At 60.2% G+C, this 16,118-nt stretch carries 16 protein-coding genes and 1 pseudogene; 8 read left to right on the top strand and 9 right to left on the bottom strand.

Annotated elements, in window-relative coordinates; all coding sequences use genetic code 11:
• Nucleotides 1-62: 62 nt before the first annotated feature.
• The 6 genes and pseudogenes from A39O_RS0112640 (at nt 63) to A39O_RS0112665 (ending at nt 3,396) form a co-directional block, all read left to right on the top strand.
• Nucleotides 63-287 carry an addiction module protein gene (locus A39O_RS0112640; protein ID WP_020505027.1) on the top strand — a complete coding sequence of 75 codons (225 nt, stop codon included), beginning with the start codon at nt 63-65 and terminating at the stop codon, nt 285-287.
• A complete protein-coding gene (locus tag A39O_RS0112645; RefSeq protein ID WP_020505028.1) occupies nt 277-576 on the top strand; it encodes a type II toxin-antitoxin system RelE/ParE family toxin in 300 nt (99 codons plus the stop codon). The genes A39O_RS0112640 and A39O_RS0112645 overlap by 11 nt, the downstream gene beginning before the upstream one ends.
• Before the next feature lie 135 nt (nt 577-711).
• Nucleotides 712-1,015: pseudogene (locus tag A39O_RS0112650) on the top strand (hypothetical protein); the annotation flags it as partial.
• Between the two features lie 213 nt (nt 1,016-1,228).
• Nucleotides 1,229-1,498, top strand: coding sequence for a CopG family ribbon-helix-helix protein (locus A39O_RS0112655; RefSeq protein WP_020505030.1), 270 nt, complete (start codon nt 1,229-1,231; stop codon nt 1,496-1,498).
• On the top strand, nt 1,498-1,773 hold the full coding sequence (locus A39O_RS0112660) for a type II toxin-antitoxin system RelE/ParE family toxin (RefSeq protein WP_020505031.1): 276 nt from the start codon (nt 1,498-1,500) through the stop codon (nt 1,771-1,773). Before A39O_RS0112655 ends, A39O_RS0112660 begins: the two co-directional genes overlap by 1 nt.
• A 75-nt stretch (nt 1,774-1,848) precedes the next feature.
• Nucleotides 1,849-3,396, top strand: coding sequence for an ATP-binding protein (locus A39O_RS0112665; RefSeq protein ID WP_020505032.1), 1,548 nt, complete (start codon nt 1,849-1,851; stop codon nt 3,394-3,396).
• Nucleotides 3,397-3,770: 374 nt separating this feature from the next.
• Here the strand turns inward: A39O_RS0112665 and A39O_RS0112670 are convergent, their stop codons facing one another.
• From A39O_RS0112670 to A39O_RS40735, 7 genes are all read right to left on the bottom strand, one after another.
• Nucleotides 3,771-4,361 carry a hypothetical protein gene (locus tag A39O_RS0112670; RefSeq protein ID WP_020505034.1) on the bottom strand — a complete coding sequence of 197 codons (591 nt, stop codon included), beginning with the start codon at nt 4,359-4,361 and terminating at the stop codon, nt 3,771-3,773.
• A gap of 28 nt (nt 4,362-4,389) precedes the next feature.
• On the bottom strand, nt 4,390-5,727 hold the full coding sequence (locus tag A39O_RS36550) for a formylglycine-generating enzyme family protein (protein ID WP_083924655.1): 1,338 nt from the start codon (nt 5,725-5,727) through the stop codon (nt 4,390-4,392).
• A gap of 40 nt (nt 5,728-5,767) precedes the next feature.
• Complete coding sequence (locus tag A39O_RS33285) at nt 5,768-7,105, bottom strand: protein kinase domain-containing protein (RefSeq protein ID WP_020505037.1); 1,338 nt, start codon at nt 7,103-7,105, stop codon at nt 5,768-5,770.
• Nucleotides 7,098-8,018, bottom strand: a complete 921-nt coding sequence (locus A39O_RS0112690; protein ID WP_020505038.1) for a protein phosphatase 2C domain-containing protein — start codon at nt 8,016-8,018, stop codon at nt 7,098-7,100. Before A39O_RS0112690 ends, A39O_RS33285 begins: the two co-directional genes overlap by 8 nt.
• Nucleotides 8,019-8,030: 12 nt before the next feature.
• A complete protein-coding gene (locus tag A39O_RS33290; RefSeq protein WP_020505039.1) occupies nt 8,031-8,816 on the bottom strand; it encodes a vWA domain-containing protein in 786 nt (261 codons plus the stop codon).
• A 260-nt stretch (nt 8,817-9,076) separates the two neighbouring features.
• A complete protein-coding gene (locus A39O_RS0112700) occupies nt 9,077-9,826 on the bottom strand; it encodes a hypothetical protein (protein ID WP_020505040.1) in 750 nt (249 codons plus the stop codon).
• An 18-nt stretch (nt 9,827-9,844) separates the two neighbouring features.
• Complete coding sequence (locus A39O_RS40735) at nt 9,845-11,686, bottom strand: hypothetical protein (protein ID WP_157640042.1); 1,842 nt, start codon at nt 11,684-11,686, stop codon at nt 9,845-9,847.
• Nucleotides 11,687-12,274: 588 nt separating this feature from the next.
• On the opposite strand from A39O_RS40735, the gene A39O_RS33295 reads away from it, so the two are divergent.
• The gene (locus tag A39O_RS33295; RefSeq protein WP_020505044.1) at nt 12,275-13,033 is read left to right on the top strand and encodes a hypothetical protein; all 759 of its coding nucleotides are present in this window, start codon (nt 12,275-12,277) and stop codon (nt 13,031-13,033) included.
• Nucleotides 13,034-13,266: 233 nt separating this feature from the next.
• Complete coding sequence (locus tag A39O_RS0112725) at nt 13,267-14,463, top strand: trypsin-like peptidase domain-containing protein (protein ID WP_157640044.1); 1,197 nt, start codon at nt 13,267-13,269, stop codon at nt 14,461-14,463.
• A gap of 266 nt (nt 14,464-14,729) precedes the next feature.
• Here A39O_RS0112725 and A39O_RS33300 read toward each other — a convergent pair whose 3' ends face one another.
• The gene (locus A39O_RS33300; RefSeq protein ID WP_020505046.1) at nt 14,730-15,482 is read right to left on the bottom strand and encodes a glycoside hydrolase family 16 protein; all 753 of its coding nucleotides are present in this window, start codon (nt 15,480-15,482) and stop codon (nt 14,730-14,732) included.
• A complete protein-coding gene (locus A39O_RS0112735; protein ID WP_020505047.1) occupies nt 15,482-15,898 on the bottom strand; it encodes a hypothetical protein in 417 nt (138 codons plus the stop codon). Before A39O_RS0112735 ends, A39O_RS33300 begins: the two co-directional genes overlap by 1 nt.
• Nucleotides 15,899-16,118 lie beyond the last annotated feature (220 nt).

The following is a 16,118-nucleotide window of genomic DNA, read 5'->3' on the forward strand; positions in this document are numbered from 1 at the left end:
CGTGGCGGCAGCCGGGGTCTGATGCGATGTTACACGTTTCGATAGATCCCTGAGCGGTTACCATGAACCAAATCACTGTATCCATATTTGACCTTAGTCCATCCGAGAAGCTCCAATTAGTGGAGGATCTCTGGGACGATCTCGCTGCCACGCCAGCGGACATTCCCATACCGGACTGGCAAATAGAAGAGCTGGATCGACGGAAGGCCAATTTGACGAGCAATCCGGCATCGGGGCTTTCTTGGGACGAGGTGAAGCGGCGGGTCCGCGGGCATCATGGCCGCTGAACTCGTTATCGCGCCGGAGGTCGCACAAGACATCGCCGAGGCATACGGATGGTACGAGGGGCGGCGATGCGGCCTGGGCGAGGAGTTTCTAAGCTGTGTCGATGCCCGCATTCAAGCGATTTGTCGCATGCCTGAGATCAATGCGAGAGTCCACAAGGAATACCGCCGCGCGTTGGTACGGCGGTTTCCGTATGCGGTGTTCTACGAGTATGTCGCCGATACGGTCACCGTCTTCTGCATTTTCCACACTGCGCGTAGCCCGGAGAAATGGCGCCGGCGCCTACCGTGAGCAAATTGAGTGAATCATCGGCGGACACGATTATTTCCGACCTGCACCAGATTCGCGAGGAAATCGTGGACTCCTTCGGCGGGGACCTGCGACGATTAACGGGCGACGCGCGGCGCCGTCAGGAAGCGTCCGGCGAATGTGGAAACGGTCTTCGCCCCCGAACTGCCCGGTCTGGACCGCGCTGAGATCCGCCGCTGGTACAACGGCTACAACTGGACCGGCGAGGCGGTCTACAACCCCTTCGACGTGCTGTTGCTTTTCCAGAAGCGCGAATTCCGCACCTGGTGGTTCGAAACCGGCACCCCGACCTTTCTCATCGACCAGCTCACCGAGCGCGGCTTCTTCACCCCGCGGCTCGCCGGTCTGCGGGCCGACTTCGGCCTTCGACGTTGACCACCTGGCCCCCGAGGCCCTGCTGTGGCAGACCGGCTATCTCACTGATCGGCATAGAGTTTAGCCAGGCACAGCGGACCCTGGTCGGGTTCGAGGTGGAGACCGTCTGACCGGAATGGGTTCCCCCATCCGGTCCGCGTTAGCTCGCCGCGTAGGCGAGTCACAGGGAGCGGGCTAGGGGCGATCAGGTATCCCATCTTCCCTAAATCAGTTTTAATCGCTATGATTAATAGTGATTAAGAAAGTAGGAGACAAGACCATGGCACAGACAGATACCAAAGTGTTTACCGCACACGTACCCCTTGCGTTGGCGGACAAGGTCGATCGGTTGGCGGTCCGTCTCGACCGTTCCCGCGGGTGGATCGTCAAGCAAGCGTTGGCGGCCTGGATCGACCAGGAAGACGAGCGCAGCCGTTTGACGCACGAAGCCTTAGCCGATGTGGACGCCGGGCACGTCATCGACCACCAGGCCGTGCAAGCCTGGGCCGATAGCCTCAGCACGGCCGAGCCGTTGCCGGTACCTCGTTGATGAGACTGACGTGGACGAGCAAGGCACTCTCGGACTTGACGCGGCTGCACGAGTTCCTTGCGCTGGTGAACAAGCCGGCCGCAGCACGCACGGTGCAGAAACTCACCGCCGCGGCGTCCGGACTGACGCCGAATCCGCGAATCGGTGAAAAACTGGAAGAGTTCGAGCCACGCGATGTCCGCCGGATGATCGTTGGGCACTACGAGATACGCTACGAAATTCGGGACGGTACAATCGCTGTGCTGCGGTTGTGGCACACCCGCGAGGATCGGTAGCGAACCCTGCCATCCTTGTGCTACCGCCGATCCCGCGGTCGATCGCCTCCTTGTTCCGACATGCCGAGAGCCACTATGCATCGCCGCAGACTGCCGATCGGAATCCAGACCTTCGCCAAGATCCGCGAGGACGATCATTATTATGTGGACAAGACCGGCTTCATCCGGCAATTGACCGACCAGGGCAGCCACTATTTCCTCTCCCGCCCGCGGCGCTTCGGCAAGTCGCTCCTGCTCGATACCCTGGGGGAACTTTTTTCCGGCAACGAGCCCTTGTTCCGGGGGCTCGCGATTCATCCGCACTGGGACTGGGGCACGCGCTTTCCGGTCATCCGCTTCAGCTTCGGGGGTGGGATGGTGCGGGATGCGGAGGACCTGGACCGGCGGATCCTGGACCTTCTACACCGCAACCAGCGGGCGCTCGGACTGACCTGCCGCGACACCGCGGACGCCGTCTCCTGTTTCGCGGAACTGCTCGAAGGGGCCCATGCCGCCACCGGCCAACGGGTCGTGGTCCTGGTGGACGAATACGACAAGCCGATCCTGGACCACCTGACGGACCCCGCGACCGCGCGGACCATGCGCGACGGGCTGCGCAATCTGTACTCGGTCATTAAGGACAACGACGCGCACATCCGTTTCGTCTTCCTCACCGGGGTGAGCAAATTCAGCAAGGTCAGCATCTTCTCGGGGCTGAACAACCTGCGCGACATCACCGTGTCCGCGGACTATTCGGCCCTCTGCGGCTATACGGAGACCGATGTGGAAACGGTCTTTGCCCCCGAACTGCCCGGTCTGGACCGCGCTGAGATCCGCCGCTGGTATAACGGCTACAACTGGATGGGGGAGGCGGTCTATAACCCGTTCGACCTGCTGCTGCTCTTCCAGGAGCGGGAATTCCGCACCTGGTGGTTCGAGACCGGCACCCCGACCTTTCTCGTTGACCAACTGACCGAGCGCGGCTTCTACACCCCCCGACTCGCCGGCCTGCGGGCCGACGAGGCCCTGCTCTCGGCCTTCGACGTGGACCGCCTGGCCCCCGAGGCCCTCTTGTGGCAGACCGGCTATCTCACCTTCACGGGTTCCCGGCGGATCGGCGCCCGGCTGGAATACACCCTGGGTTATCCGAACCTGGAGGTGGAGATGGCGCTCAACGACAGCCTGGCCAAGGCCTTCGTCAGCCAGCCGGGGCAAGCCAGCGAACTGGCCAGCGGACTCTACGACGTGCTGGTCGCGGGGGATTTCGCCCCCCTGCGCACGCACCTCACCAGCCTGTTCGCGGCGATCCCTCATCAGTGGCACGATGGCCATCCGCTCGCCCGCTACGAGGGCTTCTATGCCAGCGTCTTCTACAGCCATCTGGCGGCCTTGGGGCTGGATCTGCGGGCGGAGGACGCCACCAGCCTGGGCCGGATCGACCTGACGCTCAAGTTCAACGCCCAGGTCTGGCTGTTCGAGTTCAAGGTGGTGGAACAGGCGCCCGCCGGCCGGGCCTTGCAGCAGCTCAAGGACCGGCGCTATGCCGATAAATACCGCGCCTTGGGCCAGCCGATTCATCTGATCGGCATCGAGTTCAGCCAGGAGCAGCGGACCCTGGTCGGGTTCGAGGTGGAGACTACCTGACCGGGATGGGTTCCCCCATCAGGTCCGCGTCAGCTCGCCGCACAGGCGAGTCACAGGGAGCGGGACCAGGGCCGGTCAGGTATGCCATCTTGCCGAAATCGCTTTAAATCACTATGACAAAAAGTGATTTTTCATGTTTTCCTTTTGGATGATAGTTGGAACGACAGCGTTCGTTACCAGCTTGATGAATTTCATCGCGCCCATCCGCTCTCGCATCGGTCGGTTTGAGTCTGATCGTCGGGTTGTGTCTCGAGCGTTTTGGCTGGAACAGCAGGATCGTCCAATGGAGCCTGCGCCTGTGCTTCCTGGGTCTGCCTATCCATGTGCTGCTCTATTTCGTTCTGAGCCAGCAAATCCCCGGCTTGCCGCCTTTCTTATTTTCGATCCATCTCTGGCGCGGGGCGATGCCTCAGGCTTGCGCCGGTTGACTGACCTTTCAACCCGTCGTTACTTCCTGCCGCCAACATCGAGGTCGCGCTGACCCGCTCAGTCTCGTACTGAAACCGATCGCGGCGCTTCTGGGCCGCCTGGATGCTTGCGAGATCCATGATCCACCAAAGCGACCAGGCGATGATCATACCGAGTATGGCAAGGAACGCGGCAACGGCGAGGGCTTTCCATCGCACTCGGAGTCCGCGCCAAAAACGACGTATGGCGCTCACAGGCTCGATCAGCACCACCGTCACAGGACGCCCTAAGGCTTGTGCCAGGGCGCCAACGATTTCAAGCGCAGCCTCGGGCGATAAAGAGAATTCATCGGTCAACACCTTCACCGCCTGCCGCTGACTTGGCTCGCCACCATCGCGGAGAAGCCGGCCGGCCACTCCTGAACGCCAGGCGGTCGTTAACAAAATCCGCTCCCGTTCCGCCCAGCCAGCGGCACGATCGAACAGTCGCTCCCGCTCGCGCAGGAGATCGCTGCCATGGGCTTGTAGCAATGCCGTGAGCGACTTCGCCAGACTCATCCTCTAAACTCCGGAATGCAACTAATTGTCAGTTCCGAGCGAGTCGGAAGCCAAGAGAGCCATAGTGGAATAGGACAATAATATCCTCCGGATAGCCCCATTGTCGGCTGGTCGAGCGTAACGGATTGTAAATGCCCTCGTCACGGACCGCTATGCCATCGCTCCAGGAACCTCCGCGCGTCACACGCCAGGCATTGGCTTGGGTAGCGCATCGTGCTTCCCTGCCATTGTAGATGCGCGCGTAGTTGGAGCAGGTCCATTCCGCAACATTGCCGGTCATATCGTAGAGCCCCCAGGAATTAGCCTGCCGCAGGCCGACGGGGTGCGTACGGCCGTCCGAATTACCTTCATACCAGGCTACCGCCGCGAGATCGTTCGAACCACAGTAAAGCTGAGTCGTGCCGGCCCGGCAAGCATATTCCCACTCCGCCTCCGTGGGCAGACGGTATTGCTGTCCAGTCATGGCATTGAGTCGAACAATAAAAGCCTGCACCTCGACAAAGCTGACCCCTTCCACCGGACAATTGAGTCCGCACTCCGCAAAGTGTGAGGGATTCGCTTGCATTACCGCCTGCCACTGCGCCTGCGTGACCTCGAACCGAGCAAGTTTGAAGGGCTTGACACAAACACGATGCGGCTTTTCGTTTTCGGCATAGACCCATTGCCTTGCGGCAGTTCCCATCTGAAAGCAGCCGCCCGCGATCTCGGTCATGGCAGGCAGTGACAGCGTGTGCTTCGGATCAGGATCCTCTTTCGTTTCATCCGAGCCGCCAGCATCATTGAGCAGGACTGGTGGCACGATCCCGGAAGAGGCATTGGTCGAATCGATTTCGATCGGCGGCGGCTCGGTTCCAGTGCGTGCGTCGATGTTTGGCCCCGCGATCTCTACTTGCAGGGTATTGCGCATGGCCTCGGCTTCGGCCATCCGCTGCGAGAACTCCATCTGCATCCGCTCGATATCGGCCTGCAAATCCCTTAACCGCTGCGATTGCCAGCCAGTCGGAGGATTGACAAACACCAAGGCCAGACTGGGCAAGGCAAGCAGGGTGGCACCAGCCAGCACCTTTAACCTCCACCAAAGCCGACGATTGACATGATCGCAATCCCCGAAGGCTTCGACAATGGCCAGTGCGGCATCGGCTCGAAGACCGATGTCCTGGAGTCGCCGCCACACCTGTACTCGTTTGAACCATCCGGGATGGTTCAACAAGGTATCCACCACGCCGGCATCGAAGGCCGCTTCGACCAGTCTGGCCTCCCGGCAATGCCCCCGATCCAAGAGCAAACCGACCAGCCGCCAGCGCTCGCGCAGTACACCGGGGCCACAGCGGGAAACCAACTCTCTGAAAAGATCGCGGAGTATCATCCTCTCTGGCCTTCCATCATCTCGTAGCGCCCAGGAACGATCAGACCTGCCGAACGCGCACCACCCTCGGGCCAACGTGCAATTCAACGCCCGGGATCAATGCCCTCGCCTGGTCAGGCTCCAGTTCGAGAAGCTGGCCATTCGAGGTCCGATAACCCCAGGTCGCCGCACTGCGATTGCGCACGATCAACTGACCGGGCTCTTTCGGGTGCGGTTCCTGGATCGCCAGCGGTTCCGTGGACGCCACATTGAAACTCGCGGTATCGAGATGATGGCGACGCAGGATAGCCCCTGGATACGCCAATAAGATGGTCTGGCCGGAGTGACCCAGATCCGTCTCCAGACACAAACGCAATGGGATGACTCGCTCGCACCGCCAGCACTTGAGAGGCTTTGACTCGCCATCCCAGAGATTGACCGCCCCGCAGGCGCAGGTGGGTGCGTTCGCTTCCAGTTCCAGGAACAGCCGCCGCCAGTCGCTCAGGCGCTTGCGTTTGGCCGGCTGATGTATTCCGTCGATGAAGGTATGATTAAACATAGCCTTCAGACGCGGGGCGCACAGACGCCTCCAGCGCGCGACGTGCAGTGCCAATTCCGGGATCCCGACAGCCGAATTCACAGGATTAGTGGGATGGAACACGAAGACTGGTTCCTGGGCAAAGTATTTTTTCTTGGCTGGAATATCCCAAGAATAGAGCTGGAGCGTCTCCTTGCCTTCCATCGGATGCTCCCACATCCACAGATAATAGAGCAGGATCGCGACCGAATAGAGGTCGGACTCGGCATTCGGAATGGCCTGACCCAAGGCGATCTCCGGCGCCATGAATTCCCAGACGCCGCGGACTTGGGCTGGGGCATGATTGACAATCACATTGTCATTGTCGGAAATAACAATCTCGCCCTGCTTGGGGTCAATCCGGATGTTGCCCTGATTGATATCACAGTAGGCGAGACCCGCCGCGTGCAGACTCTCCAAGGCAGTGGCCAGGCGGTAGCTGACCCGGCACAACACCGGTAAGGCCGGTTGTGCCGGACCGCGCCCGTTGCTGATCTGGTTGATCGTGACGAAGCGCTGCGTATCGATCAACGGCATGAGATAGCCGGTCCCCTCCGGTGAGTCGATGGAAGACAGCGCCTCCAACGGCCAGATAAAGTGAATTCCGGGATCGTCGATAAGCGGCGGTCCCCGATGCACCAAGGTGTCAATTTGCTGCCGTTGACGCTCCAGACGCGGACTGGGCTTGCACCACTTCGCCGCGAACGGTGTTTTGCTGTCCGCGTCCGTGACCAGATAGACAACGCCCTCACCGCCGCGGCCAAGTTCTCTTTCGATCCGATACCGCTTACCGGTGTCCGCGCCTAAAAAATGTTCAATCATGGGAGACTCCCGAGTCGGATGGGCCTGAAGAGACCGGAGCGGCGCTTGCCGCCGGTTCGTGCGGCAGGAACCAGAATGCGGTCGCAATGTCATCGCCGACCCCCTCGGTGGTGAGCCGTTCGAGAAATGCCGGCAGTTGCTCCGCCAACCATGGATATCCCTTGATCTCGGCCGCGCGTTGTATCGACTGCAGGGTTGCGAGCGGATCGGCGAGCGAATCGGCAAAGCCATCCGTCGCCGCGGCGACCAGGCGCACCTGATCGAGCGGTAATATCTTGTACCTCCAGCGCGCCGCCGCATTGGTTGAGGCTAAACTATCCGTAGTCAGACCCAGATGATTGGCCCCATTCTCGCCGTCCTCTAGGATATCGACTGCCAGCGTTGCCCTCCCGGTATCCGTGACCACATCGATCGCGCTGTCGCCGATCGCGCCGGCGAAGAGTTGGCCGTTGAACGCAAGCGCCAGCGCAACCGTCGTACCGTAGGCTTTGGATGCTTCCACGATTTCATCCTTATCTTCCAGTGGCGAGCCTCGCAGGTGGTCGCAGACAATCTGAAACCATAACTGCCTTAATCGTCGGGGTAGACCCCAAGCGAACTCATGTGAGACGCCACTGAGCCAATCCGAGGGGGACGCTTCGAGGCATTCGACCGCATAAATGATCCAGCGGCTCGCCAGATCGGCAACGGCACGAATGGCGAAATGCGCGCCAAGATGACTGCGCGGACAACCGTTCGCGCCGTGACCGTCGGCCACCGCGAGCAGGACGTAAGGATAACCCTTGTACGAGTGCAGCCCGGCGAGGCAGGCATCCTGGCAGGGCTGTCCCCGGTCCCGGTGATTGGCCCCGCGAATCCCTCCGGCCAGTAACACGCCGCCGTCTGCCGTGCCGATGCAAGTCCAATCACGCATGGCGGTACTCCTCTAAAAGACCTCGTTGGGATCGAGTCCGCCGAGTGGCCCCGCTCCCGGTTCGGGTACTTTCAGCGCGTCCACATCGATTTGCACCGGCATCGCCCGCGGGTCGTTCAGATCGGACTTGGATGCGGCCGAAGCGGAAGCGGCCAGGGTACTGACCACCCGTATATGTTGGACCAAGCGGCCCACATCGGGGGCCGGCAGGGTCTCCAATCCGGCCTCCTGCCGCAAATAGGGAGAGATGAACCGATCGAGCTGCGCCTTGTTGTAATCCCGATCCGGCCCGACGCCGATGCTGATCCGCACGGCCTTCGTTCCCCAAGGCAATTTATCCAAGGCCGCTATCGCGTTGTCATAGCGACTTTCCGGATCGGTGCAGTAACCGTCCGACAAAAGAATCGCGACTGGCGGGACATTGCGCCGGCCGATCTTTTCCAGCGCCAGTTCCTCGCACAGGAGTTCGATCGCCTGCGCGGTGGAGGTACTCGAGCCTGTCGCCACCAGATCAGACCACTGAAAGTCCCTCACCGGTTTTGGGGCGGGGCCGACGCACCAGTTGGCCTTCTCGCCAAACGTGATCGCGCGCATGAGGATATTGACACGCTCCCCGTCCTCGACCTGGCGGATCTCGGGCAGGACGTTTTTGATCGCATAATTGACGGCCTGGATGCGTTGCTCCTTCATCGAGAGCGACACATCGACGAGCCAGAAGAAGTGCAGACTGCGGCGTACCGTCTGGCCGGTAATGCCGTCCGCGTCGATCTTGAGACTTTCGGATATCGTTGTATTCATTTGGTTTTCCCTTGTCGTTGGTACGGCCTCGGTCAAGCGTAAGGACAGGTCCGTAAACGGCCCCCCTTCTGAGGAACACCAGCCGCTCATCGAGCGACTGTTTGTGTCCCATGTCTCTGAGGTAGTGGGCTGGACGTTGAACCGGGGGGATCGAACCGGGACAGGCGAGCCAGTCGAGGCGTAAGCAACGAAGGGAAAAGCCGGGTCAGCATGACATGACACGCATCCCTCGGCCCCGTGAGTCGGGGCGGTGGGACGGGTCAGGTCTCCTGGGAGTCAGCAGGAAACGGCAAGAGTCGGTAGACGATTTCGTACTGCTGATCGGCCGTCAGGTCGTGTGGCACCGGTACCGGCTTGCCACCCGCGACCACTTCGGGTAACAGCAGAGCAACCCCGCCAGGGACGCTGATGATGACTTCGAGTGTCCGCCCGCGGTACTCGAGGGGCGGCTCGGAAAGCGATAATTGAAGTTGGCCCTCCTGACGACAGATTACGAATTCAAGCCCACCCTCTTGACTGCGAACGATGAAGTTGGGCCCTCCGTCATCCCTCTGGGGCGCCGAACCGCTGGCGAGACGCGCGCCGCGCCAGTTTCGTCGTGGTTCTCGTCCCGCTGGCGCAACAGTGGTCTTACCGGCAATTGCTGACGCCGCCATGGTCCGCCTGTAAGTGCGTGTCCGGTAGGTCCCAAATGGCAACGAAATCATTGCCTGACCGCGCCGGTCCAGGGCGGGGGCCAGCCCGGCAAGTCCCGGTTCCGTCAAGCGGAGGAGACCTGGTCGGAGCCGAGTCCAGTCGACGGCCAGATTGCCCACTGCGACACAGGAAAGAAAGAGATCGACCTGAGCGTCCGACGCGGTGTCGGTGGGAACAGACAACAGACTCACCTGCGTGTAGTCGCCGTTTCGCACGTCGACACTGTCCGGTTCAACCGTCAGGACATTCAGGAATGTTTCGGCCTCGGCGAAGGCGCAATCGGCTAGCGAGATAGCGGTTCCAAAAGTATTCATAGCATTTGTCAATTCGGGCTAATCGGTGCAAGACGGCTCGTCTTCGGCTTCGCCAAGTAAGTTCTCCGGGGATTGAGAGGTAGATCCGTCGCCCTCATCCCGTTCGTACTCCCAATCATTCCCCTCATCTCCACCCTCATCGAGACTTGTTGGATCGAAGGCGTCTTTCTCTTGCGCAAGAGAAGCAGATTGTTCTGCTTTGCTCCTATCATCGTCATCGGTACCTATTTTTCGCGTATCGAGAGAGAGGATGTCTCCAGATACTGGCACATCGACCCAGGTCGGTTGCCGAGGCAGATAGATTGGATTTTCTCGGCATTGTGGACACCAGATGAATCGATCCAAGTGAACGCTCTGCCGCCACTCGTCAATGGTTCTCGCCACTCGCCATCGATGGGCATCGCACTCATCGCTGCTTTTTGGGTTGTGTCCTGCTTTCTCTCTGGCTTGCTTCCACTGTTGTTCAATCAGGTTTCGCTCTTCTTCAGTCAGCCTGTTGCCCACCCGAGTTGCATTGTTCAGGTTCATTGCTTCCTTCAGAACCTGTTCAGTCAATTCGTACATCGTTTCACAATTCGGACAAACGCATCGCTCTTCAGCCTGAAACCAAGGGCGTTGATCACCATCGATGCCGATCAGCGGTTCCGTTTTTCGAGGGGTCCAGTCTGGCAGCTCATGCCCCTCACTGCAGCGCCTTGTCCCTGGAAAACTCCAGACTTTCTCTTTGCATGTTGGACATTGTCGAAATTCGACCTCGAATACACGCAGGCGCTTTCCATGATCCGTTGAGTCGCCCTCAAAGCCTTCGCTTATCAGGACCGCCGCCAACATGCCGCCGACGAATTCGTTCGTTTTCAGTGTCATCCAAGGTGACTTGCCCGCTACCGCCCGTTCGACAAAACCCGAGAGCGACAGCACGCGCGGGTCCCAGGAGCAAAGTCGGTGTAGATGTATGCAATTTTTCATCCCGCAGGTGCATGTCCAGGCCTCGATGTCGGCAGGACCGCGACTCTCGCACTGCTGTTCGCGGGCCAACTTAAAAAACTTGGGCGTGCGGGGTGCGGTGGGTGAATCGACGCGCACGGCACACTCGGTCGCTTGAATCACCAAACGACCCCCGCGGGGCCATGCCATGGTCGCTGCGCCTGTCGACTTGGTGAGGGCCAGTTTTTCAGGCTTCATGAGCTCGAGTACCTGACACGCCCCCGGAGGAATTCGAAAGCCGTTGTTGTCGATTTGCAGCACTTGGTCATGAGACAGGAGCGATGGCACACCGATGCAGATGGTCTCTACGTTATTGAGATCCTTAACCAAGACCGGGCGCGTCAATGCGGCGACGATGCGTTGGGCATCCTGGAAGGACAGATGTGAAAGGTGGCCATCTTTAGGATAGCGCCCCCAGTGGCCTCTCCCGTAGCGATGTACGCGCTGACAATGCGCCGCGACCAATCGCAGCAGCGCGTATTGGGCGCCATTCCAGATACCAGGCCCACTTCTCTGTTTCCGGATTTCATCGTTGCGCTGCCAGCCGACGCCAAAGGCGACTACGAGTTCCACCAGGCGCCCGTCATCGGGTAACTTCTGCCTTGGTATTAGACTGCCCAGTTCCTGGAAAACGGCGAGTGCAGGCGCAGGTCCGCGTTGCTCCCCATAGACCCAAGACATGGCGGTGGCGATCTTGATGTCGATTGGGGACGGTTCAGGCCGACGCCCGAGAGCCTGCGTAGCGGCAGCAACCAGGCGCGCGAATGCCGCCGGGTCTACTGCGGTGCCCCCACGCGCACCGAAAACCGGAGTCTTTTGAGTCTTCTCGCAGTTACGAACGGCAGTATCGATCGCGGCGAATTGCTCTTCGTTCATCGGCTGATTTCCCCATAAAGCCGATGCCAGTATAGCCCAGGACCTAAGGCGCTGCCGAAGCGAGCGGTTTCCCTCAGCCAAGCCTGCTCTGGCAGCAACGCTACTCGCAAGACGGATCGCTCCCTCGCCCCACACGACGAGGACACCGGAAGGCCGGGCAGACCCTCCGCACCGGCGCGGAAGGGGGCCACGACCTGGAAGCGTGACCGGTAAGGGGCGAGCGTTCAGTTGCTCAGCGCGCTCCGCCAGCCCGAACCTGTTTGCATGCCTAGGGTGATCGATCAGTCGCTTCATCATGTATTTATAGTGGGCTGGAGTTCCGGCCTCCAGCACACTAGAGACTACGAAGAGAGCACCCGTCGTCACTCGCGGAATCTTGAGGCGGCAATTTTATACAGGGTTAATGGCACCTGCCTTAGCAAGGTCGACAAGGCATCCAAGCATCAGGATCCTTTAACGTTGCCATTGGCACCAAAACAGTGCTGATTTCAGCCCTCTACTGAACGTTTCGAGAGGTCCTGCCAATTCCGGTTATGAGGCGCGGCATAGCGGCTTGAACCTGTTTATAGCGATGTCGAGGGGGGGGGGATGAAACACGTCTTTTTTTATAGCGCGAACAGTGCTTTGGTGGGTCTGCGCGCGGCGGCTCTGGGCCGGCTGGCAATGTTGCCGGGAGTTCGCGTTCCCCCGTATTTTTGTGTCCTGGCCCAAGAGGGGCCTGGCGAATCTGTTGCAGAGATCGCCGCTGGCTATCGGATGCTAGGCCGTTGTTGCGGGGAAGCAGACCCCTTGGTCAGTGTCCGCTTGGCCAAGGTGGGTATTACCAAAGGCCGTGCGCCATTGATCAAGGTCCGCGGTCTCACCGCATTGTTTGAGGCGATCGGTCGCCTACAGAAGTCAGCGTCTTGGGACGAAGGGGACAACCGCGCGGCAGCCCCCGTGTTCGGCGCGTGCTTCCCCGTGGGGGTACCCGTGATCGTCCAGGGAACGGTGGACGAGCCGGTCGCTTTTGGCATTGTCTCCACCGCACCGCGAGCCGCAATCGCGATCTATGCCGTTCCTTCTCTGCGTCTTCCTGGACTAGGCGCCGCGACCGCTTGGGTTTTCGACCTGACCACTTGCACCCTCGATCAGCAGCGCGGCGATCGCTGCGGGCGGGCGCCTCTGGACGCCGATTTGATTCTCGAGCTGGTCATGCAGGTGCGGTGTATCGGCGGACAGTTCGCGGACCGCTGGAACATCCAGGTCTTGGAACTGGAGTTTACTGTGGATCGCCGCGGGGCGATCTTCTACACGCATGTGCGCCCGGAAGCGACCGGCCACTCGAATCGGGCTTCCGCTGGTTGACATTCTGTGCGACGATCCTCTCCCACTCCAGACAGCCTGCGAGGAGGGGCGTGGTGTTTGAAAGGCAAAAGTCCAGGCGTTCCGCAGCGACTCCTGCCCGCGGGGAAGGCTTCCCACCATCCCCGCCGGCATCCGAGACCGGCAAAGCGCAGTTCTCCGATCCCCCGCGGACATTCTCTGGCGACGCCAGGGCGAAGCCGCGGAGACCAACGGTTAAGGGTGGGGTCGTCCGCTTGGTTCCCGATCCTAACGATCTTAGGAATGGCGGTACGGCTTTTTTTGTCAGCCCCGATTCGGCGTTGACCGCTTTCCATAACATCGAGCATCTGGTCGACAACAACGTCTGGACAGTCGACTGGTTCGATGAAGATGAGTCGCGATTCACGTTCGAGATCCTTGATCTGCTACCGCGTCGGCTGCTTGAACTGTATGACATCGCGCCGTTACGTATCATCGATATCGAGAGCGTTAAAGGAATCGATTTTCTGACACCCGCGCGTTTCGATCCATGCACTCAGAGGAATCAAAAGGCGCAACAGTATTTTGCATCTCGATCGGTCATCATTCGCGGTTTCCCCAATACGCAGGACGGCTACAGAAATAAAATAGAAATCCACGGTCAGCTCGCCGCGGACCAGGCCATACAGGACATCAGGCTGTCGCGGCAGGAAGACGGTCAGCGCGTCGAGCTCGTATTTTCAACAAACAGCGTTCGCGATCTTCCAGGCTTGAGCGGCGCACCGATCATCGATCAAGCAACCGGTTGGGTGATCGGCGTTCTGCAAAGCTACATCTCACACCCACCCGCTGATCAAAAGGAGCAGCAACCGGGCGTTGTGTTGATGTCGGTATATGGCGCCCCGCTCGGTCTTCTTGCAGAGAGGATGCCGGAATTTGCCACGTCATGCGAAATTTTACCGCCGGAGCCGGAGCCGGAGCCGGAGCCGCCCAAATTCAAATTCTGTGCGCGGCATCGGCATTCTTGTATCCTGGCGGTGGCGCTTACGATGCTCGTGCCCTTCTTGCTATTCTTGCCATGGGAACAGTCGGAGCCTCCGCCTCCCTGCAAGCCAGTTATCGAAATTGCACAACCGAAGAATGGAGAGCTGACGGGGTCAGTCGTCGGTTGTGACAATCCCTCAGAGTTTGTCTTGGTCGTCTTCATTCGTGTCAACGGGCAATGGTGGGTCAAACCGACTGCCGCGGAGCGGGTGATCGAACCGGCTTCGGATGGGCAATGGAGAACCCATATCGTCACCGGCGGGCTCGATGAGCAGGCAACGGCAATCAAGGTTTATCTGTTACCCCGTGACCGCGGGCTGGCGTGGGCACAGGAGCCGATCGCGGATTGGCAAAAAGGCTGGGACGAGATCCCCGCCAGCTTCTCCGCAAACGCGCTGGTCAACAAGATACTGACGATCGGGCCTTGATCGTCATCCCGGCCAGCGGAGTGCGTAGTCAGGGCTTCCAGCCCTGACGGTGTCAGGCCAGGATGGCCTGACTACGCACCCGGCGAGCCCAAGTGGCCGGAATCTTGATCAAGGCCGACGGTCGAGCAGCGGCGGTAAACAGGGGCTCCCCCTCCAGGCAGGAGGGGGGCGATGGTGCGGACCAACGGCCGACCTGGAAACAGCCCAACCCGTAACGCCGAAGCAAACGGGGCGGAGACGATACCCCGTCTAACGGTCAGATGGCGCTATAAAGGCACGAAGCGAAAACCCTGAACGACGATCTCCGCCGCCCGCCCGTCGCTAGGCGCCTCGCCATTAATCAGCCAGAGATTGATGCGGGCAACCTCCCCTCCCGGCGTCGGTACCCAGTGCGTAAAGGTGTGGGTGTGGACGATCTGGCCCTGGTCACCCAGCGCTTTGGACAGACAGGTGACCCGCCCCGGCTCCCAGCGAAAGCGATGAAGCGAACCCTCAAGGCCGGCCGGTAAGTCGAACCGCTCGATATTCCCTTCTGCTTGATATGGTTGCACTACATACTGCGCGTTACGGTTTGACGGGTCTCCAAACCTGGAGATTTCAATGTCGATCTCACGGTGATGCTGTTCCGGTGCATCGTCCCAGGTAAAGAGACCCAGAACGATGTTCCGGTCCAGGCGATCAGCGCCCAGCGTCCATTCGTAGGCGCCATACCCCAGGCTCTCATCGAGCGCCACCTCGGCCGTTCGCCAACGCCCGTCCGGGTCCGGACGGATGCGTAGGTGAAGGTTCCCCTTGGGGTCGACCCACACGCTATCCTGACCGTCGGCAAACACGTTGGGGCCTGGACCAACTGGCGTCTCGCTGGATTTCACGCGCCAACGATAACCGCTGAAATCGATCGACCGATTCCACTCCTCTGCTGCTGCCACCGTTCCCGTCGCCCCCACGCTGGCGGCCAGCGCGAGGAGCAGCCAAAACGGCAGGCTGACGTGACTCGGCAGTTTGGCTCGGGCCTTCATCAGCGTCCTCCGCACTGAACCATATCCATCGCCACGATGTCCCCCCCCACCTTTGGAAGCTTGGGGGCGAAGGCCGTCGCCGGCGGCTGATACCCATGGCGGACGAGCATTGCAACGTAGTTTGCGCCAAGGTGGCTGAAGTTCCGCCAGCTCCCGTCCGGCGCAATGGCCGTAAATGGCGAGGCCACGAACGGCTGAACGTAGGCAGTCTGTTCTGCGATGGCCCAGAGCACGATACGGTCGCCTGACTCGGCCCCCGCGGAGGTCCCGGAGATCGGCGCGGTCTGGCTCGCTCCGCCCCCGCAGGGCGGCGCCTCCGTAATGGTCACCGTGGCAGCCGCCGCTTCGCCGCTCCCTAGTACGAGAGAAAGCGTTGCCAAACCGGCCAGCAGCGATTGAAGAGCAGTGTTTTTCATGACGTTTACCTTGCAAATTCTTGCATGTGGTTGGGAGGACTGGCTCCACTCCGCGGGTTTGATACCCGGAGCCGGGACCATTCGGCGCGATTGCTTCGTGCCTGCCCTGATTTAGTGGGCTGGAGTTTGTAGCCGTATTGCTCCTGCGGTTCTGAGACGGCAATGAGCTCCAGGTCACTACTCATAAAACAAGGCAGCGGCCCGATGCCAAATCGCGAGA

The organism is Lamprocystis purpurea DSM 4197 (assembly GCF_000379525.1).
GTDB classification, from domain to species: Bacteria; Pseudomonadota; Gammaproteobacteria; order Chromatiales; family Chromatiaceae; genus Thiodictyon; species Thiodictyon purpureum.